Source organism: Enterococcus phoeniculicola ATCC BAA-412, assembly GCF_000407505.1.
Taxonomy (GTDB): Bacteria; Bacillota; Bacilli; order Lactobacillales; family Enterococcaceae; genus Enterococcus_K; species Enterococcus_K phoeniculicola.
In genome coordinates this window covers 729405-755490 of the sequence record NZ_ASWE01000003.1, presented here as the reverse complement: position 1 = coordinate 755490, position 26086 = coordinate 729405, and the positions used below count along the sequence as shown (strand labels likewise).

At 37.5% G+C, this 26086-nt stretch carries 23 protein-coding genes and 1 other RNA gene; 5 read left to right on the top strand and 19 right to left on the bottom strand.

Translation table 11 applies throughout. The features are described 5' to 3' along the window. Nucleotides 1–6: 6 nt before the first annotated feature. Nucleotides 7–1389, bottom strand: a complete 1383-nt coding sequence (locus I589_RS13990) for a bifunctional metallophosphatase/5'-nucleotidase (protein ID WP_010768426.1) — start codon at nt 1387–1389, stop codon at nt 7–9. A gap of 88 nt (nt 1390–1477) precedes the next feature. Here I589_RS13990 and I589_RS13985 point away from each other — a divergent pair, with 88 nt between their 5' ends. Next, the gene (locus tag I589_RS13985) at nt 1478–1939 is read left to right on the top strand and encodes a methylated-DNA--[protein]-cysteine S-methyltransferase (RefSeq protein WP_010768425.1); all 462 of its coding nucleotides are present in this window, start codon (nt 1478–1480) and stop codon (nt 1937–1939) included. A gap of 154 nt (nt 1940–2093) precedes the next feature. Here the strand turns inward: I589_RS13985 and I589_RS13980 are convergent, their stop codons facing one another. Continuing rightward, nucleotides 2094–2948, bottom strand: coding sequence for a helix-turn-helix domain-containing protein (locus tag I589_RS13980; protein WP_010768424.1), 855 nt, complete (start codon nt 2946–2948; stop codon nt 2094–2096). A 118-nt stretch (nt 2949–3066) separates the two neighbouring features. Between I589_RS13980 and tadA the strand changes: the two genes are divergently transcribed. Both tadA and ffs read left to right on the top strand, forming a co-directional pair. Then, nucleotides 3067–3600 (top strand): tRNA adenosine(34) deaminase TadA, encoded by a 534-nt coding sequence (gene tadA, locus I589_RS13975; protein WP_010768423.1) that lies wholly within the window; start codon nt 3067–3069, stop codon nt 3598–3600. A 40-nt stretch (nt 3601–3640) separates the two neighbouring features. After that, nucleotides 3641–3725, top strand: an RNA gene (ffs, locus tag I589_RS18200) — signal recognition particle sRNA small type. 294 nt (nt 3726–4019) lie between these two features. Here ffs and I589_RS13970 read toward each other — a convergent pair. The 5 genes from I589_RS13970 to I589_RS13950 form a co-directional block, all read right to left on the bottom strand. Then, complete coding sequence (locus tag I589_RS13970; RefSeq protein ID WP_010768422.1) at nt 4020–4355, bottom strand: hypothetical protein; 336 nt, start codon at nt 4353–4355, stop codon at nt 4020–4022. A 170-nt stretch (nt 4356–4525) separates the two neighbouring features. Next, the gene (locus I589_RS13965) at nt 4526–5230 is read right to left on the bottom strand and encodes a zinc metallopeptidase (protein ID WP_010768421.1); all 705 of its coding nucleotides are present in this window, start codon (nt 5228–5230) and stop codon (nt 4526–4528) included. A 104-nt stretch (nt 5231–5334) separates the two neighbouring features. Further along, nucleotides 5335–5673 carry a zinc ribbon domain-containing protein YjdM gene (locus tag I589_RS13960; protein WP_010768420.1) on the bottom strand — a complete coding sequence of 113 codons (339 nt, stop codon included), beginning with the start codon at nt 5671–5673 and terminating at the stop codon, nt 5335–5337. A 183-nt stretch (nt 5674–5856) separates the two neighbouring features. Then, nucleotides 5857–6948 carry an ABC transporter permease gene (locus I589_RS13955; protein WP_010768419.1) on the bottom strand — a complete coding sequence of 364 codons (1092 nt, stop codon included), beginning with the start codon at nt 6946–6948 and terminating at the stop codon, nt 5857–5859. Further along, nucleotides 6945–7667, bottom strand: coding sequence for an ABC transporter ATP-binding protein (locus tag I589_RS13950; protein WP_010768418.1), 723 nt, complete (start codon nt 7665–7667; stop codon nt 6945–6947). Before I589_RS13950 ends, I589_RS13955 begins: the two co-directional genes overlap by 4 nt. 139 nt (nt 7668–7806) lie before the next feature. Between I589_RS13950 and I589_RS13945 the strand changes: the two genes are divergently transcribed. Beyond that, nucleotides 7807–8367, top strand: a complete 561-nt coding sequence (locus I589_RS13945; RefSeq protein ID WP_034685392.1) for a TetR/AcrR family transcriptional regulator — start codon at nt 7807–7809, stop codon at nt 8365–8367. A 66-nt stretch (nt 8368–8433) separates the two neighbouring features. Here I589_RS13945 and I589_RS13940 read toward each other — a convergent pair whose 3' ends face one another. From I589_RS13940 to I589_RS13925, 4 genes are all read right to left on the bottom strand, one after another. Continuing rightward, complete coding sequence (locus I589_RS13940) at nt 8434–9384, bottom strand: DHH family phosphoesterase (protein ID WP_010768416.1); 951 nt, start codon at nt 9382–9384, stop codon at nt 8434–8436. A gap of 23 nt (nt 9385–9407) precedes the next feature. Next, nucleotides 9408–10739: a DRTGG domain-containing protein gene (locus I589_RS13935; RefSeq protein ID WP_010768415.1), complete on the bottom strand. Its 1332-nt coding sequence runs from the start codon at nt 10737–10739 to the stop codon at nt 9408–9410. 11 nt (nt 10740–10750) lie between these two features. Then, nucleotides 10751–11431: a metal-dependent hydrolase gene (locus I589_RS13930; RefSeq protein WP_010768414.1), complete on the bottom strand. Its 681-nt coding sequence runs from the start codon at nt 11429–11431 to the stop codon at nt 10751–10753. A 560-nt stretch (nt 11432–11991) separates the two neighbouring features. Next, a complete protein-coding gene (locus tag I589_RS13925; RefSeq protein ID WP_010768413.1) occupies nt 11992–13416 on the bottom strand; it encodes an MFS transporter in 1425 nt (474 codons plus the stop codon). Between the two features lie 261 nt (nt 13417–13677). On the opposite strand from I589_RS13925, the gene I589_RS13920 reads away from it, so the two are divergent. After that, the gene (locus I589_RS13920; protein ID WP_010768412.1) at nt 13678–14973 is read left to right on the top strand and encodes an ISL3 family transposase; all 1296 of its coding nucleotides are present in this window, start codon (nt 13678–13680) and stop codon (nt 14971–14973) included. Between the two features lie 437 nt (nt 14974–15410). Here the strand turns inward: I589_RS13920 and I589_RS13915 are convergent, their stop codons facing one another. From I589_RS13915 to I589_RS13880, 8 genes are all read right to left on the bottom strand, one after another. Beyond that, a complete protein-coding gene (locus tag I589_RS13915; RefSeq protein WP_010768411.1) occupies nt 15411–17057 on the bottom strand; it encodes an alpha-glucosidase in 1647 nt (548 codons plus the stop codon). Beyond that, nucleotides 17054–17779 carry a hypothetical protein gene (locus tag I589_RS13910; RefSeq protein WP_010768410.1) on the bottom strand — a complete coding sequence of 242 codons (726 nt, stop codon included), beginning with the start codon at nt 17777–17779 and terminating at the stop codon, nt 17054–17056. Before I589_RS13910 ends, I589_RS13915 begins: the two co-directional genes overlap by 4 nt. Continuing rightward, nucleotides 17772–18791, bottom strand: coding sequence for a LacI family DNA-binding transcriptional regulator (locus I589_RS13905; protein ID WP_010768409.1), 1020 nt, complete (start codon nt 18789–18791; stop codon nt 17772–17774). The genes I589_RS13910 and I589_RS13905 overlap by 8 nt, the downstream gene beginning before the upstream one ends. A gap of 20 nt (nt 18792–18811) precedes the next feature. Next, nucleotides 18812–21088: a glycosyl hydrolase family 65 domain-containing protein gene (locus tag I589_RS13900; RefSeq protein ID WP_010768408.1), complete on the bottom strand. Its 2277-nt coding sequence runs from the start codon at nt 21086–21088 to the stop codon at nt 18812–18814. Then, nucleotides 21085–22797, bottom strand: coding sequence for a glycoside hydrolase family 36 protein (locus tag I589_RS13895; RefSeq protein ID WP_010768407.1), 1713 nt, complete (start codon nt 22795–22797; stop codon nt 21085–21087). Before I589_RS13895 ends, I589_RS13900 begins: the two co-directional genes overlap by 4 nt. Before the next feature lie 16 nt (nt 22798–22813). Beyond that, nucleotides 22814–23641, bottom strand: coding sequence for a carbohydrate ABC transporter permease (locus I589_RS13890; RefSeq protein WP_010768406.1), 828 nt, complete (start codon nt 23639–23641; stop codon nt 22814–22816). Next, nucleotides 23641–24543, bottom strand: a complete 903-nt coding sequence (locus I589_RS13885; RefSeq protein WP_010768405.1) for a carbohydrate ABC transporter permease — start codon at nt 24541–24543, stop codon at nt 23641–23643. Before I589_RS13885 ends, I589_RS13890 begins: the two co-directional genes overlap by 1 nt. 199 nt (nt 24544–24742) lie before the next feature. Continuing rightward, nucleotides 24743–26032 (bottom strand): sugar ABC transporter substrate-binding protein, encoded by a 1290-nt coding sequence (locus I589_RS13880; RefSeq protein WP_010768404.1) that lies wholly within the window; start codon nt 26030–26032, stop codon nt 24743–24745. Nucleotides 26033–26086: the final 54 nt, after the last annotated feature.

Genomic DNA, 26086 nt, shown 5'->3' with positions numbered 1-26086 from the left:
TTGTTTTTAATTGATTGGGTAGTGACTCTTTAGGGAATCTCCCAAGACACTACGTATAAATTCCGGAAACAGAAATTCACAAGTCCCTGCAATTTCAATTGTTGGGAAAAAAGGAATAAATAAGAAATGGTCTACCGTAGCAAAAACATATTCACTTTCTTCCATAACAGGCTCACCCAACCAGCGCACCTGACGATTTACCTCATCAAACTCTATTCCGCTATAATGAATTTCTCCAAAGATTTTTCCACGAAAGCCCATTCCAATAATTGGATAATTCCTAAGAAAGTTCCGATTTCGCTCCATCTCTAAGACAAGTCGAATCACATCTTTTCCTAGTAGTGTCACACGGATAAGATGCATCGGATGAGGTAATGCGGTGTGTAGCTGATCTTGGTTGACAATTCCTTGGTCAATTGAAGATAAAAAGAGTCCTGTATTTAATATGGAGACTTCTGTCTTTGCCCGTTCTTTTACTGCTTGTAAAGTTGCATCTATCAACAAATGCTCCCCAGTTTCTCCAAGGGTTAGCTTATGTGGAATGTTCGCAACCTTTTTTGCTTTCAAAAGGGTATGCCCTCTCTCCAGATAGCCGTCTATTTCTATCTGGTCCTCTGGAAATTCAGTCATTGAGGAGGTGGGGACGGCTCTTACCGTAGATTTTTGCAAACGGTGTTCCTCATCTACTTCCAATACAATATCGCCTACATATTGACCAAATTTTCCTGCTGCAGCCAGCTGCACGCCATTGACTACTTCTCCTGTTTCAAAGAGATGATGGGTATGTGATCCTAAAATAATATCTATTTCAGGAAATGCTTGAGCAATTTGTCGATCATCATTTTTCCCTAGGTGACTCATCAGTACCAAAATGTCTACCTTATCTCTTAATTCACTCACCAATTCAGGTAACAAATCCATTGGAAACCGAATATCCCATCCATTTGGGTTATAAGTTAACGGGAACGGAGCGGTTAATGCAACCAGTCCAATCTTTGTCCCTTTTCTACTCGTGATAATTTTAGAGGTTTTTGCCCACTTAGGCATTTGAAGAGTTCCTTTATCAAATAAATTCGCTAACAATACATCAAAATTGGCATGATCATATAAGTGATTCAGCTCGTCCTTGGAACTTCCAACGCCCTCATTATTCCCAATCGTTACTGCATCATACCCAATTTGATTCATCAGCTCTACATTCGCCTGTCCGCTAGTCGCTTCTGTTAATGGATGCCAGCGATCAACAAAATCACCCAAGTCAACAGTCACAATAGTTTCATTGTTGAGAACCGCTTCCCGTTTTCTTTGATCCAAAAAACGACGAATTTTTGGCCAGTTTTCTAAATGTGAATGCAAGTCATTGGTGTGTAAAAGTCTTATCTTTTCCATTCTTTGTTCGCCTCGATTTCTACTTTCCTCTAAAATATAGTAACATATTATTAAAATAGAAGAAAAAAAGATGAACGGACGTGACTTCATGAAAATTAGAACACCCATTGGAGACTTTTGGATCGCAGCGACTGAGAAGGGAATCTGTCGCGCGTCATTCACTCCTATAGAAATAGAAGACGAAGTGCTCACCAATCCCCACCTTATTCAAGCGAAACAAGAGCTCCTCGCCTATTTCAACAAAGAGCGTACCGAGTTTACTGTACCACTGGATATTCTTAATGGAACACCCTTCCAACAGGCAGTTTGGCACGCATTATTGACCATTCCTTACGGGAAAACACATTCGTATTTGGAAGTAGCAGAAATGATTGAAAACCCCAAGGCAGTTCGTGCCATTGGTCAAGCAAATCGAAAAAATCCTCTTCCTATTTTTATTCCTTGTCACCGTGTGATAGGAATAAATGGACAGCTTACGGGCTACATGGGAACCTCTGGTATTGAGCTAAAAAAATCCTTGCTTCTCTTAGAAGGTATCTCGCTTCAATAAATCTAAAGATCTCCAACTTGTAGATAAACTGAAAATGCATATTCTTATTGAACGGTTTTTCTATCTCTATGATTTATTGAAGGATTCTCTTAACCATAAATTAATAAAAACACAACTCACTTTGTATTCAAGCGAGTTGTGTTTTTTAATTAGATTAATTTAACAAAAGTAAGTAGCATAAAATCAGCTCATCCATATTTCGCACGTTTAATCCTGAAAGCTCTTGGAATTTTTCCAGTCGATACTGCAGCGTATTTCGATGCATAAACAGTTCTTTTGCTGTTGAGCTGATGTTTCCCTGATTAGACCAGAGAGTTTGAATGATGTCAGACATTTCTTGATCAATCACCAAGCTTTTTTTGAAATTTTGAATCAGTAGGCTTGCCTGCATTTTTGTTTTTGTGAAATAATGAAGCGCAACATTAGCGACAGCGAAAACTCTCTGAGCCTTCACAAAGGGCAACTCTTCCTGAAAAATTTCCTGTTCTTCTAAAAAAAGTTCTGCAAATGGTTCCTGACTCGAATAAAAATTGCCAACAAATACTTTGCTACTCGTTTCAAAATCTGCATCTAAAGTTAAAAAGATACCTTCTAGTTCCTCCAATGTAAAATTGGTTGCTGCTTGTTGTTCAACTAGTAAGATGTCCTTTTCTGTAAAAAAGAATAAATCTACCATATGAGGAAACATTGCTTGAAAGTTTTGTTGCCATTCTTTTAAAAGAAAATCGTCTTTTTTTTGAAGCTGAATCTGAATCACACGATAAACGCCTTCTTTTTTTATAGCTTGATGTTTAAATAAAATGCCATACCATTCGTGTGTTTCTCCTTGCTGTTTCTTTTCATTAGGAAAGAACACTTGTAGTAACTGAATTTCTTTATCTGTTAGCTCTTTTTTGTTTAACCACAAATACTCTCCATCAATTGGAATTGAAAGTACTTCTGAATCTGAAGATTGCATTTTCTTTATTTTCGCTTGTGGATAAATCTCTAGTAATTGGCTTTTGTTCACTTTTGCCACCTCAACTAACCTAATCTTTAATTTTACATAAGTCTATATTACCACGTATATACTTACAACTGCTTAATTTATTGTATAAAATATGCTAAAGTAAGTTGAGGTGAACAGAATGGAAAAAAGCAGTCTACTGACACAAGAAGAAAAAGAATATTTCATGACTGAAGCAATGAAAGAAGCTCATAAAGCCGAAGCAATAGCAGAGGTTCCTATCGGTGCGATTGTGGTTTTAGATGGAAAAATCATCGGTAGAGGTCATAACTTACGGGAAAAATCACAAGAAGCTACTGCTCATGCTGAAATGTTTGCCATAAAAGAAGCCTGCAATGCAATTGGCAGCTGGCGACTAGAACGCGCGCAGCTTTTTGTCACCTTAGAGCCTTGTCCAATGTGTAGCGGCGCTATGATTTTATCTCGAGTAGATGAGGTATATTTTGGTGCTTATGATCCCAAAGGTGGAACAGCAGGCTCGTTGTTGAACCTTTTAGAAGATGAACGCTTTAACCACCGAGCGTACGTTGAAGGCGGGATACTTGAAGACTTATGCGGACAGCAGCTTACCCGTTTTTTTCAAGAAATACGTGCGAAAAAGAAGCTGGCTAAGGAACAAGCAAAAAAATTACAAGAAGATGTTCAGAAAGACTAGCCAAACAGTCGGAAATACGTTATACTAATTATTGCCGCAAGGCTAGGACAATGGTGGGCTCATGAAGCGTGTCAGATCCGGAAGGAAGCAGCACTAAGTGGGTGCCGCCATGTGTCTGATTATAAGAAACACTTTGGGCTGAATAGGCCTTTTTATTTTGCATAAAAACTGCTATCAGCTTCTATCAAATAACATACAGACATAAAAGACACAGGAATTCTTGTCTACTTGCAATTGGTTACTAGTCACACATACTTATAGATTTCTACTAAAAATCAGACATATTCATGCGTATGGAACGGAACCTAAACTCTGAATAAAGTCTCTAAGTAAAATAATGTAGATACGAAAAAACAAACGGCGAAAACAGAAAACGGGTAAGCTATTCTTTAGAATAACTTACCCGTTTATTTTATCTTTTATAAAATAGTGTCTACAAATCCTAGCAAACGATCCTTTAAGTCTTCCGTGGAGTCTTTTAAATTTTCTCCGTAGACAGAAATTTTTTTACGGCCGTCTTTTACTTTTCCTAAGACACTCATCATTGAGTCCAAATCTGAATCTGACAAATCATCGACAATTCCTAATAATTTTTCATTGCCGTCAAATTTGTCATTTACAAATTTTTTGACCTTGCAACGATTAGAAAGATGTTTTACTTTTTCAAAAACTTTTCCAGATGCAATCACAGTTGCTGTTGTTCCTGCTGCTGCAGCAACTCCTAATGCGATGGCAACTTTTGTTGATGTTTTCATTCCTATCAGCTCCTTCATTTCATAGGTTTATCATATCATAGGTTTTAAAATAATACACTTATCCCACTTTTCGTTTTTTACTATAAGTTGCCTTTTCATTAAAAAGCCAATTTCTAACATTCATTCACTAAAAAACTCAAGTCTTAAGTATTTCATATTTCCCTATTTCTTTAATCCCTACGATTGCCTCCAAACAATAGAATCAGACGTAGCAATTGTAAGAATGTCGCTGTTGCAGCGGCTACATAGGTTAATGCTGCAGCGAACAAGACTTGTCTTGCCATAGGAACCTCGTCTTCCGTTAACAACCCGCCTTCGCCTAAAATTTGTAAAGCACGGCGAGAAGCATTAAATTCAACGGGTAATGTCACTAATTGGAAAAGCAGCGCCAAAGAAAACGCAAAAATACCTAAGTTAATCAACAGTTGGTTTTGACCTAAAAATAGACCTAGTAAAATCAAAGGAAATGAGGCCATCGATCCAATATTTGCTACGGGAACAATGGCTGCACGTAGTTTTAACGGGCTGTATCCAGTATGATCCTGCACCGCATGACCACATTCATGGGCAGCTACGCCAATAGCCGCTACTGAAGTCGATTGAGCAGTTGACTCAGAAAGACTCAACAATTTATTTCCAGAATTATAATTATCTGTTAGATTTCCAGAAATCTGTTGCACGCCTACATTTCCAATTCCTTGATTTTGCAAAATGTATTGTGCCGCTTGTGTGCCTGTCACATGATTTTTACTTTTTATTTGATCGTATTTTCGGAAAGTGCTGTTGACATATGCAGATGCGGCCATGGAGAGCACCAACCCGATAATCACTAAAAAGTAGGTTGGATCAAAGAAAAAACCACCTAATCCATACATCTAAAATTCCTCCTCAAATAAACATTTTTTTCAAATTACACTACGTTAATTGTAGCATGAATTCAATGAAATTTTTGTGAAGACACCTTGAACAATCCGTAAATTTAGTTTTTCTTCACGAATTCTGATTTTAATTTCATCGGACCAAATCCATCAATTTTACAATCAATGTTATGATCGCCTTCAACTAAACGAATATTTTTTACTTTTGTTCCAAGCTTAATTGGGTTAGATGCGCCTTTCACTTTTAAATCCTTGATTACTGTTACGCTATCGCCGTCTTGTAAGATATTTCCGTTTGAATCTTTTACAACTAATCCCTCTTCTTCTTGTGCTGTAGTAGATTCATTCCATTCATTTCCACATTCTGGACAAACAAATAATCCTCTATCTTCATAAGTGTACGTTGACCCACATGCTGGGCAATTTGGTAGTGTTGTCATCTTCTTTCTCCTAATCTATCTTTTTTACTTTAGCCTCCATTTTAGCCTATCCCCACACATTTGAAAAGCCCTCTGTTATTTTTGAACAGACACCCGCTGCCAAATCAACCAGATTGATATATCTCTTCTCTCTAAAAAGATGTATGTTCATTGGATATATACTTGCTAGGCTATCTAATAAACTTATACTTTTCGATAACGTTTCAAGCCCTTAATATTCAAGAAAGTAAATAAAATAACGAAGATGCCCAGCATTCCTAAGTTCTTCCATATCGCCTCAAACCCTTGTCCTTTAATCATTACATCTGTGAGGATGGTCCCCCCATAGCTTAGAGGAAACAGATAACCTAATTTTTGTACCCAGCCTGCCATCGAATCAATTGCTATAATTCCTGAGAAAAATATTTGAGGCAAAACTACTAGTGGAATAAATTGAACCATTTGAAATTCCGAGTTAGCAAATGTAGAAACAAAGATCCCCATAACCAATGCAACGAGTGCAATAGAAATGTTCGTGACAAGCACCCACCAAATGCTCCCTTCAATGTGCAAGTTCAATAAATAAATGGAGTAAAATACAATAATTAAGGTTTGTATGACCGCAAAAATACCGTAGCCCACAAGATAGCCAAAAACAATCTCACTTCGTTTCACTGGGGTTGCCAAGAGTCGTTCCAAAGTGCCGGTGGTTCGCTCTCTCAACAGGGCAATTCCTGAGATTAAAAAGACAAAGAAGAAAACAAAGAAACCTACTAGGATTGGCAATATTTTGTCAAAAAATGTACTATTTTTTGTACCATAGACATACTCACTTTTCACTTTAAACGACTCCTGTTGAATGGTTGTCCCTGTCTGCTGTGCGAATTTTTGTACTTCTTCTACCAGCTCATGCAGCTTACTTCCCGTCAACGCATTCCCAAATAAAATTCTTGTTTGAGCAGTCACACCCGGATCCTCATTTTTATAGGTCACTAAAAATGTTGCGTCGGTTAATGTGACAAACGCATCCAATCCCTCCTCCTTGATTATTTCTTCTTTATTGCGACTTTCTGTATATTTCTTTATCTTCACACTTTTTTCTGGAAAGGATTCGATAATTGAGGAAGGAACGGTTTCGTCCACACCAATAGTTAGATGCGTATCCGTGTTAGAATCAAACACAAAATACAGCATGGTTAATATAAGAATCGGTGCAACTAACATCAGTGCAAGTGTTCTCTTATCACGAAGTAACTCTTTGACTACTCGAACAACAATCGCTTTAAATCGAATCATTTGGCTGCCACCTCTGCTTTCAAAAAGACTTCTTCAATAGAAGCCGCCTGAAATCTACGTTTCAACTCACTGGGTGTTCCCATAGCTAATAGTCTTCCTTCAATAATTAACCCTACTAAATCACATTTTTCTGCTTCATCCATCACGTGTGTGGTCACTACTATAGCTTTCTGGTTTTCTGCCAGACTTCTTAGCTGATTCCATATATCCACACGTAAACTTGGATCGATTCCTACTGTTGGTTCGTCTAAAATTAATAAGTCTGGATTTGACAAGAGTGTAATCGCTAAAGAAAGACGTCTTTTCATTCCCCCTGAATAGGTAGAAACAGCCTGATCGATAAATGCGTTTAGGTTGACCAGCTCCATGTAAGTCTCTATCGCACGATGTAGTGTTTCTTCCTCAACGCCCATTAATTGACCAAAAAAAGTAAGATTTTCTCTTGCACTCAGCTCTTCATACAGCGCATCACTTTGTCCCATGTAACCAACTTTCCCCAATATTTTTCGGTTAGGCATCGCTATATTGAAAATTTCAGCCACCCCTTTATCTAATTTCTCCATCCCCATCAAACATCGAATCGTTGTGGTTTTCCCTGCCCCACTAGGACCTATCAAGCCCACAATACTTCCTGAATGTAATTCAATACTTACATCTTTCAACACTTCACGCTTTTCAAAAGATTTATAGGCATGAGTGATACTCGCTACTTTTGTCATTTCATTTTCCTCCCCATTTTTAATGGACACATTGTTTACTATCCTGTACAGTTACCAGTATAGAAGTATTTTTATTTTACACAATAGGAAATTTACGTTAATGAACATTATGAAAAAAATGACTACCGGAGGAGTAACCGTGGAAAAAAGGAAAAATGATCTTCGATTCAAGAAAACAAAACAAACGATACTAGCTGCAATGATTTCATTATTAGAGGAAAAAAACTTTGAAAAAATCACCATTAAAGATATTTGTGAACGTGCTGAAATTAGTCGAAGTGGATTTTACCTTCACTACTTAGATAAATATGATTTAGTGGAATCTTATCAAAAAGAATTACTGGATAAACGGGTGAATTCATTTGTGCATCTGCCAAAAAATAATCAAGAAGAGCAACTCGAGGATTCACTCAACTTTTTGAAGCATGATGGGAAAATTCTTTCGCTGTTAATATCAAAGAATGGTTCTCCTGAAATCCGTGAGAAAATAAGACTTATACTCGAAGAAAATGCGAGACAAAATATCATTCCCCACATTGATTTAGCGAACAAATCAGAAATGACTGACAAATATCTCGCTGTCTTTATGAGTCACGCAATCATTGGTTGCCTACAAACCTGGACGGATACAGGTCAAAAAGAATCTCCAAAGGAAATTGTAAACTTCTTATTGCAGATTCTTAAAATCAAGTTTGTGTGAATAAAAAAAACGATAGCATCGCTTTGGCCTCGCACCAACTGTTCGATTCTATCGTTTTTCATTTATTTAACCAACATAGGCTTTACATAGTTGTTGGATTTCTTGATAAATTTCTTCAACCTCTGCTAAATCCTTTGCATTCGCACCACTGGCTAGAGGATGTCCGCCTCCGTGATGGCGTTTTGCCAGCTCATTAATCACTGGACCTTTTGAACGTAATCTCACGCGATAATATCCTTCCGGCTGTTGGACAAAAATTGCCCAAGCAAGCACCTCGTCAATGGAACCAGGTAAAGAAACCACTGCAGCTGTTTCAGAGTCCACCACATGGTATTCACTTAATACCTCTTGTGGCAGCATTACTTTTCCTGCACCATTTTCATCTACCTGAATATTTTGATACACATAGCCTGATAATTTTGCCACAGACATAGGTTTTTGGTCCAAATCACGATTTAATTTCGTCACATCAAATCCAAAACTCATTAATTTTGCAGCTGTCTGCATTGTATGAGGAGTTGTCGCTGGGTATAAAAATCGACCTGTATCGCCAACAATTCCGCCATACAACAAGCGTGCAGCTTCTTTATTCATAGTTAACTCTTCTGGAAATTGGAAACAAAAATCTGCAATAATTTCACTACAGCTACTTGCTTTTGTATTCACCCATACGAGATCACCATAAGGTTCATCATTTGGGTGATGATCAATTTTAATTAATTTATCTCCCGTTGCATAACGCGCATCACTGACGCGAGGCGAATTAGCTGTATCGGTGACAATTACCAATGCATGTTCATAGAGTGCATCTTCTACTGGCTGCATTTCAGCTAGAAAGTTCAAGCCTTCTACTGGTCCCCCTACTTGATAAATTTCTTTTTTGGGAAAACTCGCGCGTAAAATCTCGGCTAATCCTACTTGAGAACCCAATGCGTCAGGATCAGGTCGTTGGTGGCGGTGAATAATAATTCGGTCATATTGTTTAATTGTTTCTAGAATTTGTTCTTGTACTTCCATAGCTTTTCTAGCACTCCTCTTACTTATGATCGTTCCATCATTTGACAAACAACAATTGCTTTTGCCACAATCGTGTTTTCAATGTAAACTTCAATATCTAATTTTGCTGAACGTCTGCCCATTTCAAGAATCTTCGGTCGAACATCAAGCTCGCTTTCCAGCTGAATTAACCGTAAATAGTGTAGATTCATTTGTTCAATGACAATATTTCTCTTTTGATTCATCATCATTGTTTTTTGTGCAACATTTGATAGGACTTCACTTAATACCCCAAAAGAAATCGTTCCTACACTGTTCACCATCTGCGGAGAAACTACAAAATGAAATTGTGGTTGGCTCAATTTTTGTCCTTCTGTATCTTCTTCAATGGTAATCACTTCACCAGAAATCTGATCAGACAATGTATCTGAGATTTGCGGCTGTCTTTGAACAAGCTGCATCGCCTTCATCACATCTTGACGAGTAACTAACCCCACCAAAGAAAGATCATCTGCGACGACCGGCATCACTTCCAGCCCATCCCAAATCATTTGATGACTAACAGAAGCCACACTCATTCCTTTTTTGACAACAATGGGCTCTTTGGTCATCACGCGTTCTATCAACTGTGTATCCACTTTTCCAACAATGTCTTTTGCCGTCACAATTCCAACCAAGCGCATACTTTTGTTTACTATTGGAAACCGTGAGTGTCCTGTTTTCTCAGATAATTTTTTATAATCTAATACCGTGTCCGTGACAGAAAGATACTGCGTTTTTTCCAGTGACATATAAATATCACTCACAAGCATAATATCTTTTTTTATCAGCTGATCACTTAATGCTCGGTTAATCATAGTGGCAACGGTAAATGTATCATAAGTTGTTCGTAAAACTGGCATTTCAAGCGCATCTGCTAGCTTAGAAATCTCAGGCGAAGTATCAAACCCACCGGTGATTAAGACGGCAGCTCCATCCTCTAGTGCAAGCTTCTGTACTTCAAATCGGTTTCCGACAATCATTAAAGATCCTGGTGTAATGTATCTTTGCATGGCAGCTTTTGTCATCGCACCAATGACAAATTTGTTTAATACCTTGTCTAAACCTGCTTCACCACCTAGAACGTCTCCTTCAATGATTCGGACAACTTCTCCAAATGTTAAACGCTCAATGTGTTTCTTTAACTTACGCTCGATACGAATCGTGCCTACTCGTTGAATCGTTGAAACCAATCCAATGTTTTCAGCATCTTTAATTGCACGGTAAGCTGTTCCTTCGCTGACACCCAAATCTTTTGCAATACTTCGTACAGAGATTCGATGCCCCACCGGTAAACTTTCGATATGTGCAAGTATTAAATCATGTTTTGTTGCCATAGGTTTCTCCTTTACAGTTCAATGCTCTCACCGACAGCTAAAACAATGCCACTATCGTTAGGCAAATTTTTCACGAATGCATTTGGGTCTTGTTTAATTAATGGGAAGGTGTTGTAGTGAATGGGAATGACTTTTTTTGCTTGCAGTAATCTCGCCGCATAAACAGCATCCTCAGGTCCCATTGTAAAATTATCGCCAATTGGAAGAAATGCAACATCGATAGAAAATTGTTCCCCAATTGTCTTCATTTCGCTAAACAAAGCTGTGTCTCCAGCATGATAGATTGTTTTTCCTTCTGCTTGAAAAATAATTCCGCTTGCTAGGCCCATGTATTGATCTACCCCATCTATTTCAAGGCTTGAACTATGATCTGCTCGAACAAACTTTACTTTCCCAAAGTCAAATGTATGAGAACCGCCTACATTCATTCCATGACTCTTAGCGCCTTTACGTTGTGCATAGTTTGCTACTTCAACCATACTCACAATCGTCGCATCATTTTGTTTAGCAATTGGCAGCATATCTCCTACATGATCCGCATGTCCATGAGTAATCAACAACCAATTTGCCTTCACTTCCTCTGTAATTAAATCAGTTAGAGGATTGCCCGTAATAAACGGATCAAAGAAAATCGTTTGACCACTCGCTAATTGAATTTCAATACATGAATGCCCATGATAAATTAGTTTCATTCTCCCCACTCCTATGACTTTTTTTAATAAAAAACTTCTTTAGAAAACTGTTTTTCAACCAGTCTACATCTATTAATTTTTTTAAATGAATCTACTCAATTCATTTAGATTCTCTTATACTGTATCAAAAATATAGTACAGTTCTACTCATCTATTGTAACAGAGAGTACACGAATCACCAATTACTATCTCCTACTTTTTTTCATTTCCTTCAAATAAAAAATAGATTTCTAGCTTTTTTTCATCTGGTTGTTTCATTGATAAGTAAAGCCCCTTTACTAACAGTCCTTATTTTTTATTCAACATTCTTTTTTTATTTTTAATAATCTGGTAGAAGTATCTTTCTTGTTTAGAGAAAAAAGAGGAGGGTGAAGTATAACTTGATTAGTTATACTCCACCCTTCTAAAATCTTAATCAAGGTTGGGAACAGAAGCAACTCCTGTCTCTCCCTTAAAAAATTAGCGAATAATACTCTTTCAAACAGATACTTCACTGGTAAGTATGGTAATTTATTGAGAAAGATGCACACTATTTCTCAATAAATTTTCTCTATTTTTTTTTACTTATTCTTTTTTCGTAAGCGAATAATCGTAAGAATGAATGCTACAGCACAGATGAGGAATGAACCTAGAAACGTAATACGCATTCCTGTGATAAAGATATCTGGACGATCAGCAATAAAAGTTGTCACACGTTGTCCATATTCAGCACTCATGGCATCATATAGAATCGTTGTTGCTAATGCAATCCCTATTACCATTCCGAGATTTCTGGCAAATGAATTCATACTACCTGCGACACCTAAGCTATCTTTTGTTACACTACTCATCACCATTGTGTTATTCGGCGATTGGAACAATGCATTTCCTAATCCCATGATGCCTGTTGCCACAACATAATACCAAATGGGTGTTGTTTCTGTCATAAACATATACATTAACTGAGTTACAGCCAACATCGCTAAGCCTAGAACAATTAAAATGGAGGGGCCAATTTTATCTGTTAGATACCCGCTAAGAGGTGAGCCGACCACCATCAATAATGGAAATACCATCATCAGCATTCCTGCATAACTTGCACTTAGATGACGTGCATCCTGCAAATAAAATGGAATGACTACATTCACAAAGAAATTAGATGAAAAAATTAATACAGCTGTGATTAAACTCATCGTAAATATTTTATTTTTAAAAATAGCAAAATGAATTAACGGATTCTCCTTCTTCTTTTCGATTACTAAGAATAAGATAAATGAGACAATCGCGATGGCAACCAGCACAATCGTTTGTGTAGAAGCAAAGCCAAATTCTTGTCCCATAAAAATTCCGCCAAAAAAGGTCATAATTGTAACAGCAAAAGTGGCAAACCCTGAATAGTCAATTTTTTCTTGTGATTTTGTAATATCTTTAGGTAAGAATTTTTCCCCAATCAGCATAGTAACAATCCCTACAGGAATATTAATCCAGAAAATATAAGACCATGATAAGTTTGATAAAATAAGTCCGCCAATTCCTGGTCCGGCGATAGAACCCAGTGACACAAATGCGCCAATTGAGCCCAATGCTCTTCCTCGTTCTTTTAAAGGAAAAACCTCTGTAATAATCCCTGAATTACTTGCCATCGTCATGCTTGCACCAAGTGCTTGAACAATCCGGCCAAAAAGTAAAAATCCTAATGAATGATTAAACCCGCAAAGGAGTGAACCAAAAACAAAAATCACCGTTCCGATTCGATAGACTTTAATTTTTCCCCAGCTATCACCAATTTTCCCAAAGAGCAGCAGACAGGCGCAGACGACCATCAAATAGATAGACACTACCCATTCTGACTGATTCATTGGTACATTCATATCCTTTGAGATGGTCGGTAACGCTATATTTACAATGCTGGAGTCCAGTGTAGACATAAACGTAAACATCGCCACCGAGATAAGTATCCACCATCGATTTTTTTGTACGTTTGGATCTTCTTGATATGTTTTCATGTGTAACTTCCTCTCTTCTATGTTCCGTCCTCTATTATAACGACACTTTAAAAAAATAACTACTCATTTTTAGGAGAAAAAAAGGCAAAAAAAAGAGGGGAGAGACATAACTAATTAAGTTATACGGCTCTATAATTTATGGGACTGATGAATCATAATTGATTCTTCAGTCCCATTTTCACTTTAGGTATTAAAAAACATATCGTTCTCTAGTATGATTAAATCACCACAAAATAAACAACTGAGAGGACGATATGCTATATGAATGATTCTATCAAAAAAATGCTGAGAATAATAGAGAAAGATTTGATGATTACAGAGGTCTCTTACGAGACCTTTCAGAAGGAAAAGACGTTGATCGTCGATGCTGTTCTCTCGCCTGCTCCTCGTGCGTGTAGAAGTTGTGGTTCTACTGTGGTAGATGGAAATGGGAAAGCAATTGTAGTGAAAAACGGGAAGAAGGAAACGATTGTCCGCTTTGAACAATACAATCATATGCCTTTGGTTATGCGCTTAAAAAAGCAGCGCTATACCTGTAAAAATTGTCGAACTCATTGGACTGCTCAAAGTTCTTTTGTCCAACCTAGACATTCAATCGCAAATCATGTCAGATATAAAATTGCTTCTTTACTGACTGAAAAAGTATCTTTATCTTTTATTGCGAAAAGCTGTCAGGTATCTTTGACCACCGTTATTCGTACATTGAAAGAGTTTAAAAGCTATTTACCAAAGCAATCTAAGAAGATTCTCCCCAGAGTATTGATGGTTGATGAATTTCGTTCGCACGCTTCCATAGAAGATAAAATGAGCTTTATTTGCGCAGATGGCGAAACAGGAAAATTAATTGATGTCTTGCCTACGCGTAAGTTACCTCGATTAACAAGCTATTTCTTAGGCTGTACCAATCCAGAAGAAGTAGAATTCTTGGTTACAGACATGAACGCCGCCTACTTCCAGCTCACCAAGCGTGTTTTGCCAAATGCGAAAGTAGTGATTGATCGGTTTCATATTGTCAAACACATGAATCAGGCGTTCAATGAGTTACGTATCCGTGAAATGAATGAGCTTCGTAAAGTAGGACAGAAAAGTCTGGCAGAAAAGCTGAGAAAGAACTGGCGCTTTCTGCTAAAAAATCGTGCAAACATCAACCATTATGAATACAAAACATGGAAAAGTTTCCGAGCGCCAAAATACCCGTTTCTTACTGAAGCAATGATGATTGATCGATTGCTTGGCTTTTCTGCGCCCCTGAAGGAGGCGTATCCCTTTTTTCATGAATTAGTTGAAGCCTTTCGAGACAAAGACCCTGACTTATTTTTCTCCTTATTGGCAGAACTTCCCGAAATACTAGATGACGGTTTTCGGAAGAAGCTTCAAAACCTTCTGAATTATGAAGAAGGCATCACCAACGCAATGATCTACCCTTACTCCAATGGAAAAATAGAAGCAAAGAACACACACATAAAGACAATGAAACGAGTATCCTACGGATTTAAATCATTTGAGAACATGAGAATTAGAATCTTTTTGATCAATCAATTAATCAAAGTAAGATAACAAAAAATCTGAGCCAGAATGAGGTTCATTCTGACCCAGATTTGATTTTGTATAACTCATCAGTCCTTATTGACAAAGAGCCAGTTATACCCCACCCTCGTTCTTAATAAAGGTTGGAAAGAGAAGCAGCTCATCTACACTACGTGTTGAGTGGGGACTTCGTTTCGCTCTCATCATCTTCTACGCATGGAACATGCTGAGTTGAAGGCTTCAAAAATAAGCTGAACTTGCGCTGGCACACTATTTCTGAAAGAAATAGATGGAGAAACGTACCTACTTGGTCCCAAAGATTTGAGGAACAATCTTCGTGAATTCCTTCTTATTTTTCAGAGCTGAACACTTTTGTGCCGAACTCTTCTTGAAGCGCTAGCTGATTTTTCAACAAGTTTATAAAATTTTTATTCTTCTAAGAAGCAAGCGAGTCGCTTTACTTAGCTTCAGCACTTCTTCTGAATCGCTACCTTTACAGCGTACGCCATATAAGGTTTTAATTCAATTTGCTCTGCATAAATCTCCTGATTGGGATAGTTTGAGATAATCTGTTCTTTTAACACCAAATTTTTTGGATAGACAAATCTGTGCGCTTTTTCTGATAGATTAGTCACAACCAAAATTGCTTCTGTATCATTATATCGAAGATAAGAAAATACTTCTTCTTCTGTGTACAGTAGTTCATATTCGCCAAAAACAATCAGCTCATTATTCTTTCGATAATGAATTAACTGTCGATACGTGGACAAAATAGATGCGGGATCATGTAGCTGATTTTCTACATTAATTGTTTCATAATTATCATTGACGCAAAGCCAAGGCTGACCTGAAGAAAATCCTGCGTGAACAGATCCATTCCACTGCATCGGTGTACGTGCATTATCCCGTCCTTTTACATTAATCGCATGCAGAAGCTGCTCTTTTGAATACCCTTTATTGATACGATCAAAATACATGTTGCGACTCTCAATATCATCTACTTGATCGATATTGGAGACTACAATATTTGTCATTCCAATTTCTTCCCCTTGATATACAAACGGTGTCCCTTTCATGAAATGAAGTAAGATAGCAAACAGCTTTGCACTTTCCATCCAGTAGGTCTGATCATCCCCCCAGCGAGAAACGATGCGTGGTAAATCATGGTTATTCCAAAAAAGACTATTCCAGCCAATATTTCCAAGTGCTGTCTGCCACTTACTCATAACTGCTTTTAACTGAGAAATTTCCAGAGGCTTCAACGCCCATTTGTTGGAGCTATCTTTTCCTTCTTGTTGATCAAGCATCATGTGTTCAAACTGAAAAATCATGGACAACTCTTCACGCGCTGGATCTGAGAACTGTTTTCCAATTTCAGGTGTCGCTCCCCATGTTTCCCCAACGGTAAGCATATCTTCATACTTACTAAAAACGTTTTGATTCATTTCATGCACATAATCATGAAGAAGGGGTCCATTTGCAGTTATTTCCAAATCGGGTTCTTTTCCAATTAAATCAATCACATCCAAACGAAATCCGCCAATTCCTTTTTCAGCCCAAAAATTCATCATTTGATAAATTTTTTCTCGCATCTCCTTATGTTTCCAATTTAAGTCTGGCTGCTCTTTTGTAAAAAGATGCAGATAGTATTGAGAAGAAGGAGAGTCATAGGTCCAGGCAGAGCCACTAAATACAGAGGAAAGAGTATTTGGCACTTCTCCCTCGTCTCCGTCTCTCCATATATAAAACGCTCGATAATCGTTTTCTTTATTTTTCCTCGCTTCAATAAACCAAGGATGTTGATCGGATGTATGGTTCACTACTAGATCCATTAATAAATAAATATTTTTTTCTCTAGCTTTTTCAATCAACAGCTCCAAATCCTCCATCGTCCCAAACAAGGATTGAATCTCCTGATAATCACTGATGTCGTAACCATTATCTTTGTTCGGTGATTGATAGACCGGACATAACCAAATGGCCCCTACACCTAATTCAGATAAGTAATCGATTTTTTCAATGATTCCCTTTAAATCACCTATCCCATCTCCGTTGCTGTCATTGAAGCTTCGAGGATAGATTTGATAGATGACTTTATCTTGCCACCACTTCATAGCGTGCTCCTTTCTTCTCCTTCTATTGTCACATGGGTAACTAAATATCTAGAAAAAATAAAATCAATCATGACATAAAGCAATGTAAAAATAAATATCCGGTACGACCATTTCACTTCAAGGAGTCCCATTACTGTATAAACAAGTATCGGATCAATCATCAATGCTACGATCCAGCCAAAGATACGCTGATACGTATAAAGTTTTGTCTGTTTTACATATTTTTGTGTAATGCGTGCAAGAAAAATTCCAAGTAAAATCACCCAAATAAGCGTAACACTTTCCTTTATATAGAGATAAAACCACACAAAATATTCAATAAAAGTTTTCTCTTCATCAATAGTGGAATTTATTTGTACACTGTCTATCTTCTCCGCTTGATAAAGCGCTAACAATTGAGAAAACGAGAGAAATTTATTTTTTCCCATGTAGATGGCTTCTCTCGATAGGCTATAGCCAGTCTCACTCAATTTTTGATTTAACTGCTGAATCTCTGTGTCAGAAAGAGAAATCCCCTCTTTTTTAATTTGATACGATTCTTTTTGGAGCACCTGAAGTGCTCTGGGTGTATCTAGCTTGGATAGCTGAAAGACAAAAATAAGGCTAATTGACAAAATCGTTAGGAAAATGAGCATCAGCATGGAGGAAGAAATCTTTTGCTTAGGCGACTTTTTAACAGATAAAAAATCAAATCTTGCTGCGTTCGCTAATAAATCAATCATGCTTTACACCTACTGACTCACGTTTTACAAGCGTCACATCTAGAATTCCCGGCTTCACTACTTGTCCTTTAGTGAGCTCTAATAAATATTCCACTGCTCGACTTCCCACGCCTTCTAAATTTTGGCTAATCGTTGTCAAAGCAGGTGTCACATATTCTGCTAAAACAATATTGTCATAGCCTAGTATAGAGATATCTTCAGGAACGGATAAGCCGCAATCTGCCACACCCTTCATCGCCCCAATCCCCATTACATCACTTGTTGCAAAAATTGCTGTTACCTGTTTGTTTTCTTTTTTCTCATAAAATTCTTTCACCACTTGTCTTGTCGGTTCGAGTGCATACGAACCATCCAGCAAATAAAAATCCTCAATTGCCGCTGTATGCTTTTGTCGAAATGCTTCTACCTCTAAGAGCCATTTTTGCGTGATCCAGGATTCAGGCGTCCCATGAATAAAGCAAAAAGATGTATGACCTTTTGAAAGAAGATATGAAAAACCAATTTCTACCGCTTTTTTTACGTCTGAGCTGACATAGGTTGTATTTTCAGTATTACGCTCAATATCAATGAAAACGGTAGGTATAGACGATTCAGCTGCTTCTTTACAAAAGGGATCAGATTCATCAAACCCTTGAATAATTGCCCCTTCCAGGTTTCGTTCCGAGATAATTTGAGCGAAGCTCTTCATGTTGTGAATACTTGCTTTGTAGTGAATAAGAACAATTTCATAGCCTAATTCATTCGCTCGATTCACACAGTTCATAAAAAGTTTAAACGAAAAGCTGTCCATCAAAGTCGTCGCAGAAAAATTAGATGTGATAAATCCAAAGGTCTTGGAATTTTTATTTACCAAGCTTTTGGCTAAAATATTTGGGGCATAGTCATTTTCCCTTGCTGCCTTTTGAATGATGGCTTTTGTCTGCTCATTTACATCACTATGATTATTCAACGCTCGAGACACTGTGGTCACTGAGAAACCCGTTAGCTTTGCTATATCTTTTATACTTACCATTTCCTACCATCCCTTTATAATCAATACGCAATTGTCACGTTTTCTTTAAGTATAACCTTTTTTCCATTCACGAAAAGTGGAATTTCGGAATCTTCATTTTTTTCCAGAACAATCTGTTCAGAAAATACGTGAACTTTTATTTTTTTACCTCCATAAGAAAATGTATAGGACAGCTCCTCCCACTCTTTTGGCAGCTTCGGTGAGATGGATATACCTTTTGTTGTAATGGCTAATCCGCCAAACCCCAGAACAACATTTTGCCAAATTCCTCCCATAGAAGCAGAATGAATCCCCTCATCAGAAGAAAACATATTCGTATCCCCTAAATCTATCTCAAATGTTTTCTTAAAAAGTTCATAAGCAAGCACTGTTTTATCAAGTAATAAAGCATAGTTGCAGTGGACACACATGGATAAAGAAGAATCATGGAGTGTTTTAGGGTAATAATAGTCCCAATTGTTCATTAACTCTTGTTTAGTGAACCGATTCGAAAATAAAAGCATCAATAGCAGTACATCTGCCTGTTTAGACACTTGAATCTTATTTACTTCCTCCAAATTGTAATCGTGGAAAATTGTTCCTACTTGCTTCGCCTGATGATAAGGAGCCAAATCAATGATTGTTTTTGTCAAATAGTCATCATCCTGAGGTAAAATCGATTGCTCGTCTGGCACTGGTAAGTAGAGTGCTTGAGAAACCTGCTGCATTTTTTCCAGCCACCCCTGTTCCTCCTCAGATAAAGACTCCTTGTATTTTGCGTAAAGTGCAATACTTCTATCAATCGTATATTTTGCTAAATAGTTCGTATAGGCATTATTGTTTACATGCTCCTTATACTCATCTGGCCCAATGACATCAAGAATGTCATATCTGTTCTTATGGTCATTCCACTCTACCCGTGTACACCAAAACTTGGCACACGACCAGACCATTGGAAAAATCATTTTTTCAAATTCACTATCCTGTGAGATTGTTATATACTGACTAACGCCAAATACAACATCTCCTGTCACATGGTGTTCTAGCTTTCCCGTAAGAATTGGCGTAGGTTCACCGGTTACAATATCAATTTCGCCAAATTCCGGAGTAACCTCTCCATCTGTAAGCCAAGCAGCCTCCCACGGATATTGTGCCCCGTCATAACCATTGCTTTTTGCATTTTGCTCTGCGGCTTGAAGTGAATTTAGACGAAATTCAATCAAATGCTTGGCACTTTCAGGATAATTATAGGAGAAATAGGGTAATAGGAAAATCTCTGTATCCCAAAATGTATGTCCCTTATATCCTTCACCTGTCATTCCTTTTGCGCCAATATTCATCCGATTATCCTGCACAGGCGCCATTGCATGAATATGATACCTAGCAAAATTTAACAACAATTTATCTTTTATTGCCGGTGTTTTGATTTCAATAGGTGCCTTCTGCCAAATCTGATTCCAGCTATCTTCAGAAGCCGCCATTAACTGCTCATATCCCATATCCACATTCTTTTGGACTTCCAAAATCGGTTGCTTGCGTAAATACCATTCTTCTTTTTTTGAATCAAATTCTTGGTCTCTTCCTGTATAGATTGATATATATTTTTCAAAAATAATGGGTTCATTTGCCTGTATAGTACCAGAAAATTTTTCAAAAATCTGTCTTCTTTTCATGATTGCTTTTCTGTCAAACAAGTGATTCATCGTCTGCCCACACGTGACACTCACTGGAAGATGGGTTTGCGTAGTTTGTGTGAATAGCTGAAGATACTTTTTATCAAAATATCGTTTTTCTCCCTCCTCAAAATGCTGAGAGCCACTATTCGTTATCTGAGCGTCAATTCCTGATAAAATTTCTAATTCTCCTGATTCACAAGAGTCAATTCTAACTTGCTGAACAATCACATGTTTATCATGCATAGAAACAAATCGTCTAAACATCAGCTTTAGTTCGATTCCCTGTGCACTTTTCCAGACTACAGAACGCACAGACTCACCATTCTTGAAATTCATTTGTCTAGAATAGGAAAGAATTTTTCCTGACTCTAAATTCACTAATTCCTTATTCAAAGAAATTTCTGTCAGAAAAACATCCGGAAAGTTTACAAGCTCTGTTACTTCATGAGAAGAAAATTGATTAAACATACCTGAAACAAATAACCCCGGTTTTGACTTTTTGTATCGTTCTTCCAAGGTATTTCTTGCTTCAAGATAGCCGTTTCCTTGTGCCATGGTAGATTCAAATTTCTGAATATAGCGAGAATCAAAACTCGCTTCTTCCATCACCCACTCGTTTGGATAGTGAATTACTTTTTTCATGTACGCTTCTCCTTCAACTGAATCAGTCCAGAAACCGGAATCCGTATCTCCGTAACTCCTGGCTCAAATTCATACATTCTATGCTCAACTACCTTCCCTCGACAGTCTCTTACGACTGCCTCCATACGTCGCTTTTTTTCCACCTGTAATAAAACCAACTCAGCATCTGAAGCATTCACAAGGTCACTTTCAGGCGTCAATACTTCATCAAAATCAATCACTTGATTCATCTGATAAATACCTACAATTGTTTTCTTCTCGTTTTTCGACCAAATTTGGCTAAACTGGTTTTGCGGATAGCACGCTTCAAAGGAACTTCCCAATAAGACCTCTTGATTGAACTGAATATATGTTAACCAAAATTCGAGCATCTCCTGATGTTCTGGCGCTAGCTCATGAAGTTTCATTGAGACTTGCGGTATGCTGAACAAACAATTTAACACTTGCTTAGCGGCAAATGCGGTATCTTCTTTGGGATGCCACATAATCATGTCTGAGTGAATCGCAGCAGCTGGACAAAGTAAGCGCAACTTAGCAATCCCCATGCGGTTTCTTGTATAGTTATTCGGGCAGTCCTTCACTCGAAAAATATTTCCTACTTGATTCATAAACGGCCCAAAATAATCTTCTCGAAACTCAATCAGTATTTCTGAGTTTTGTTTCTTAAGTCCTTCGCTTAATTCAATTAAAAATTGCTGTATGGCCCCCTCTAATCGGTCTATGTCCCACCCATCAACAGACGTTTTTTCTTCCACTTCTTTAAACACATCTAGAAAATCAATCTTTACTCCGTTTAAGTTTAATTCTCTCACTAGCTGAACGGTCTTATTCACAAGATACTCTCTTACCTCAGGAAAGCGCGGATCAAGAATTCCTGCTTTTTGAAAAGTGTCAATATACAAGAATTTCTCTTTAAATTCTGCCCAGTGTTTGGATTTCATTCCAACATAAGGCAAGCTTATCCATAACAGATAGTTCAGCTTATCTTTTTGTAACGCTTCAATACTTTTCTTCATTTCGGGAAATTTTTTCTTTGAAATTTCCCAATCTCCTGCATAGCTATACCTTCTTGAAGCATCGTCTGTCTGCCAACCATCATCCACAATGACTGTCTGCAAGTTATATTCAGAAAATTTTTTCGCTTCGTAAGCTAATTGTTCAGAAGAAATCAACTGGTGATAGCTGTACCATGTTGAATAAACATTTTTTTTGGCTGCATTGGGAACAGAAAATGATTGAATACCTTCTTTTACATAAAGCCAATTTCTTGCTTTGATAACTGCTTGTGAAAAACTCAGCGGTTCATCCAGTACGTAGAGCTGCAAGCCCTGCTCTCCTAAATCTTCTCTTTTCATTTGAAAAGAGCAAGTGATGGTGGCCGTTTCTTCATGAACACCCACTACGGTTTTAATTTTATGAATACTATCAGAAAAGACAAGCGTTCGTCTGTTTCGATTAGATTCATCAAAAAAAGTAAAAATCGGCATCGAATCATTCACTTTTGTTACGATCGGTTCTGACCAAGCGGTAGGCAAGGCATAGTCGTACTCACTCGCTGGGTGCCAGAAATGGGAAAAGCCAAGAATTGGAAACTGAACAGTCCCGGAAATGTATTCTTCATTTTCTTGTGAAGAAAAATCTAATTCATAGACTTGTGCGTCAGTTTCGACAGAAGATCGGAAGGGTAGAATTATTTCCTCTTTTGTCATCTTTATTACGCTCGGTTTATTTATCCCCACCTATCTTCATTCCCTTCATAAAGTATTTATTCAACAAGATATAGAGAACGACAATGGGTGCAATAGTGACTACTGCTGCTGCCATAATGTAATTCCATTGTGTCGCATGTTGTGATTGGAAAGACTGCAAGCCCAAGGTTAATGTATATTTGTCCTGTGAAGTAATGTAAAGTAACGGTTTCATAAAATCATTCCAAAAGGCCAAGAAAACAAAAATTGCTTGTGTCCCTACAGATGCTCTTGCCATTGGCATGACAATCTTAAAGAAAATTTTCGGTCTGCTTAGCCCATCTAGCTGCGCAGCTTCCTCAATTTCTTTTGGAAACGAGATAAAGAACTGTCGCATCATAAAGATATACGAAAAGTTAATCGCGGAGGGAATAATTAGTGCAGAATAGCTATCTAAAAGCCCGATTTGTTTCATGATAAGATAATTTGGAATCAATAAGATTTGTGCAGGAATCATGATACAAACCATAATAATCAGAAATAGAGCCTTTCTTCCCGGAAATCTTAATCTTGCTAAAGCATATCCGCACATACTGTTGAAGATGACATTAATCACTGTACCTAAAACAGAAATAATAATCGAGTTTCTTACCCATAGAGGAAACAGCGGATCCTCGGTAAATATATAAGTAAAGTTTGCGATTGTTGGATTTTTTGGAAGAAGCTTCAACCCGCTTCCGACAATTTCACTGTAGGGCTTAATCGAAGCAAATAGTGCCCAGACAAAGGGATACACCGTAATGACTGTGTAGACAATCAATAGTAGATATAAAAAAATTTTTGAAGCAGAACGTTTCTTCATCATTACACTCCTCCCTCTCCTGTCACATCTTCATTGGTAAATTTGCGTAGAATCATAGAAATAACAAAAATAAATAAAGTAAGTAAAACAGCAATCGCTGACGCATACCCCATCGTTCCAAACGTTTTAAACGCATACTGATAGATAATTAGAGATAAAGTTAATGTAGCATTATTGGGCCCGCCTGAGCCGCCTGAAACAATATACGTTTGATCAAACAATTGAAAGGTTGAAGCTAGACCAACCATAACAATATAATTTGTTACAGGTACAAGTTGTGGAATCGTAATTCTTGTTAAACGCTGAAATGCATTTGCTCCATCAATCTCTGCAGCTTCATACATCGTTTTTGGAATATCCTGCAGCCCGGCTAGATAGATAGTCATAAACATAGGCACTGTTGACCAAACATTCATAATAATAATGGCATAAAGAACCGTTGACGTTTCATTCAAAAAACCTATTGGACTATCCAAAAGACCCACTTGCAACAACAATTTATTAACCGGTCCATTGACGCTAAATAAAAACATAAAAATCATAGTTAGCGCTGAACTAGAGGTAAGAGTGGGTAAGAACAAGAGTGTCCGAAAGCCATTTTGGAAACGAATCCCTGAATTTAAAACTGATGCTAGCAACAAAGCAAGCAATGTTTGTGCCGGAACAACAATCGCAACATACTTTGCTGTATTTTGTAAAGCAATCATGACACGAGGATCTTTTAATGCACTAATATAATTTCTCAATCCTACAAAGTCATAAGAAACCTCTCCAATTAAAGAAACTTTATTAAAGGATAGATAAAAAGAATAAATCACTGGCAATAAGGTAAAAACACCTAAAATAATAACCGCTGGAAGTGAGAACATAATTCCTTGAAGCTTCTCACGATGATTTTTTTTCATATGACACACCTCTCTTTTAAACGTAATGTTAGAACGCCAGCCGCTTCTTTTTTAAAACTGCTGTTTGCGTTCTCCTCATTTTGTGTGGTTTAAAGAAGTTGAGTCTGGGACATAATGAAGTGATCTGCAAAAGTTGTATGATTTACGAACAACTCTTTTGAATTCACAGCACAACGGACTTCCCAGACTCTATTTATCCCTATTTCACTTGGTTTTCAATATCTTGGTTTGCAGAGGTTGTCGCTTCTTTCATCGCCTTTTCTAGCGTCATTTCCCCTTTTAGCGCAGACGGAATCATGTTTTCGTAGCGTGATGTAATAATGCTCAAATACGGACCGTCTTGCCAAGGAGTCGCGTAATCTGCAGCTTTTGCAAAAGCAGACATCGTTTCATCTGTATCAATCTTTAATTCCTCTGCCACTGATTTTCTTGATGGCAATACAGAGGCTTCTTGGGCATAGTCTTTCATTGCATCATTAGTTAGATAATTGATTAATTCCCACGACTCTTCTTTATTCTTCGTTGCAGCATTCATCGAGTAGCTTACTGTAAATACCATGTTTCGTTTTTCACCATTCAAAATCGGCAGTTCTTGCACACCCCAATTTAAATCTGGAAAGTTTGTATTTAAGTGAGAAACCATCCACGCACCTTCATCAGAAATAACTGCACCACCTCGGCCAAAGGTATCTCCAGCCCAGCCATCACCTAAATCTTCTGGTGTTCGAATTAATCCTTTTTCATATAGCTTTTGTAATGGTACCAATGCTTCAACCACTTTAGGGTCATCTAAATTTGCTGTACCATCCTCTTTTGTGATTTTTCCTCCATCAGATTCTGCAATATACATCTGCCGAGCTAATAACGCGGAGAATACCATAGGCTGAACATCTGGGAGTTTTTCCTTAAGTGTTGTTAAAAAACTTTCCAGCTCATCATAGTCTTTGGGTAAATCTTTTGCTGTAAGCCCAGCTTTTTTCAACAAATCTTCGTTATAGTAAAAGCCTAAAGTAGAATAATCCTTTGGCACGCCATATTGTTTCCCATCTTCTGCTTTAAACCCATTAAAAATTGGTTCATAAAAATCAGCTTGATTAAAATCAGTTTGCTTGCTGATATAGTCATCTAATGGTTCCAAGACCCCTTGGCTAGTCAAACTTGGTACATTTGAAACGTCTACATAAAAGACATCTGGTGCAGTTCCACCTACTAAATCAGTCATTAATTGTGTATCGTAATCGTTGTACACTTTTTCCTGAACCTTGATACCTGTTTTTTTGGTAAACCCCTCAAAAGCTTTTTTCCTAGCTGAATCTTCACTTGTAGAATCACCTTTCCAAAATCCTACGGTTAATGTTACATCACTTTTTCCTGCATCTTCCCCGCTACCTTTTGTCTTGTCATCTTTACCATTTCCACAAGCTGCCAAACTAAATAACACTCCTACACTTAACAAAGAAACACTAACACGTTTAAATAATTTTGACATTTTTGCCCCTCCTGTTTTTGAAAGCGTTTTAATTTCACTTTTATTATAATCCGA

Coding starts and splice junctions, on each gene's coding strand:
- I589_RS13990 (WP_010768426.1), bottom strand. CDS start 1,389: ATGGAAAAGATAAGACTTTTACACACCAATGACTTGCATTCACATTTA.
- I589_RS13985 (WP_010768425.1), top strand. CDS start 1,478: ATGAAAATTAGAACACCCATTGGAGACTTTTGGATCGCAGCGACTGAG.
- tadA (WP_010768423.1), top strand. CDS start 3,067: ATGGAAAAAAGCAGTCTACTGACACAAGAAGAAAAAGAATATTTCATG.
- I589_RS13970 (WP_010768422.1), bottom strand. CDS start 4,355: ATGAAAACATCAACAAAAGTTGCCATCGCATTAGGAGTTGCTGCAGCA.
- I589_RS13965 (WP_010768421.1), bottom strand. CDS start 5,230: ATGTATGGATTAGGTGGTTTTTTCTTTGATCCAACCTACTTTTTAGTG.
- I589_RS13960 (WP_010768420.1), bottom strand. CDS start 5,673: ATGACAACACTACCAAATTGCCCAGCATGTGGGTCAACGTACACTTAT.
- I589_RS13955 (WP_010768419.1), bottom strand. CDS start 6,948: ATGATTCGATTTAAAGCGATTGTTGTTCGAGTAGTCAAAGAGTTACTT.
- I589_RS13950 (WP_010768418.1), bottom strand. CDS start 7,667: ATGACAAAAGTAGCGAGTATCACTCATGCCTATAAATCTTTTGAAAAG.
- I589_RS13940 (WP_010768416.1), bottom strand. CDS start 9,384: ATGGAAGTACAAGAACAAATTCTAGAAACAATTAAACAATATGACCGA.
- I589_RS13935 (WP_010768415.1), bottom strand. CDS start 10,739: ATGGCAACAAAACATGATTTAATACTTGCACATATCGAAAGTTTACCG.
- I589_RS13930 (WP_010768414.1), bottom strand. CDS start 11,431: ATGAAACTAATTTATCATGGGCATTCATGTATTGAAATTCAATTAGCG.
- I589_RS13925 (WP_010768413.1), bottom strand. CDS start 13,416: ATGAAAACATATCAAGAAGATCCAAACGTACAAAAAAATCGATGGTGG.
- I589_RS13920 (WP_010768412.1), top strand. CDS start 13,678: ATGAATGATTCTATCAAAAAAATGCTGAGAATAATAGAGAAAGATTTG.
- I589_RS13915 (WP_010768411.1), bottom strand. CDS start 17,057: ATGAAGTGGTGGCAAGATAAAGTCATCTATCAAATCTATCCTCGAAGC.
- I589_RS13910 (WP_010768410.1), bottom strand. CDS start 17,779: ATGATTGATTTATTAGCGAACGCAGCAAGATTTGATTTTTTATCTGTT.
- I589_RS13905 (WP_010768409.1), bottom strand. CDS start 18,791: ATGGTAAGTATAAAAGATATAGCAAAGCTAACGGGTTTCTCAGTGACC.
- I589_RS13900 (WP_010768408.1), bottom strand. CDS start 21,088: ATGAAAAAAGTAATTCACTATCCAAACGAGTGGGTGATGGAAGAAGCG.
- I589_RS13895 (WP_010768407.1), bottom strand. CDS start 22,797: ATGACAAAAGAGGAAATAATTCTACCCTTCCGATCTTCTGTCGAAACT.
- I589_RS13890 (WP_010768406.1), bottom strand. CDS start 23,641: ATGATGAAGAAACGTTCTGCTTCAAAAATTTTTTTATATCTACTATTG.
- I589_RS13885 (WP_010768405.1), bottom strand. CDS start 24,543: ATGAAAAAAAATCATCGTGAGAAGCTTCAAGGAATTATGTTCTCACTT.
- I589_RS13880 (WP_010768404.1), bottom strand. CDS start 26,032: ATGTCAAAATTATTTAAACGTGTTAGTGTTTCTTTGTTAAGTGTAGGA.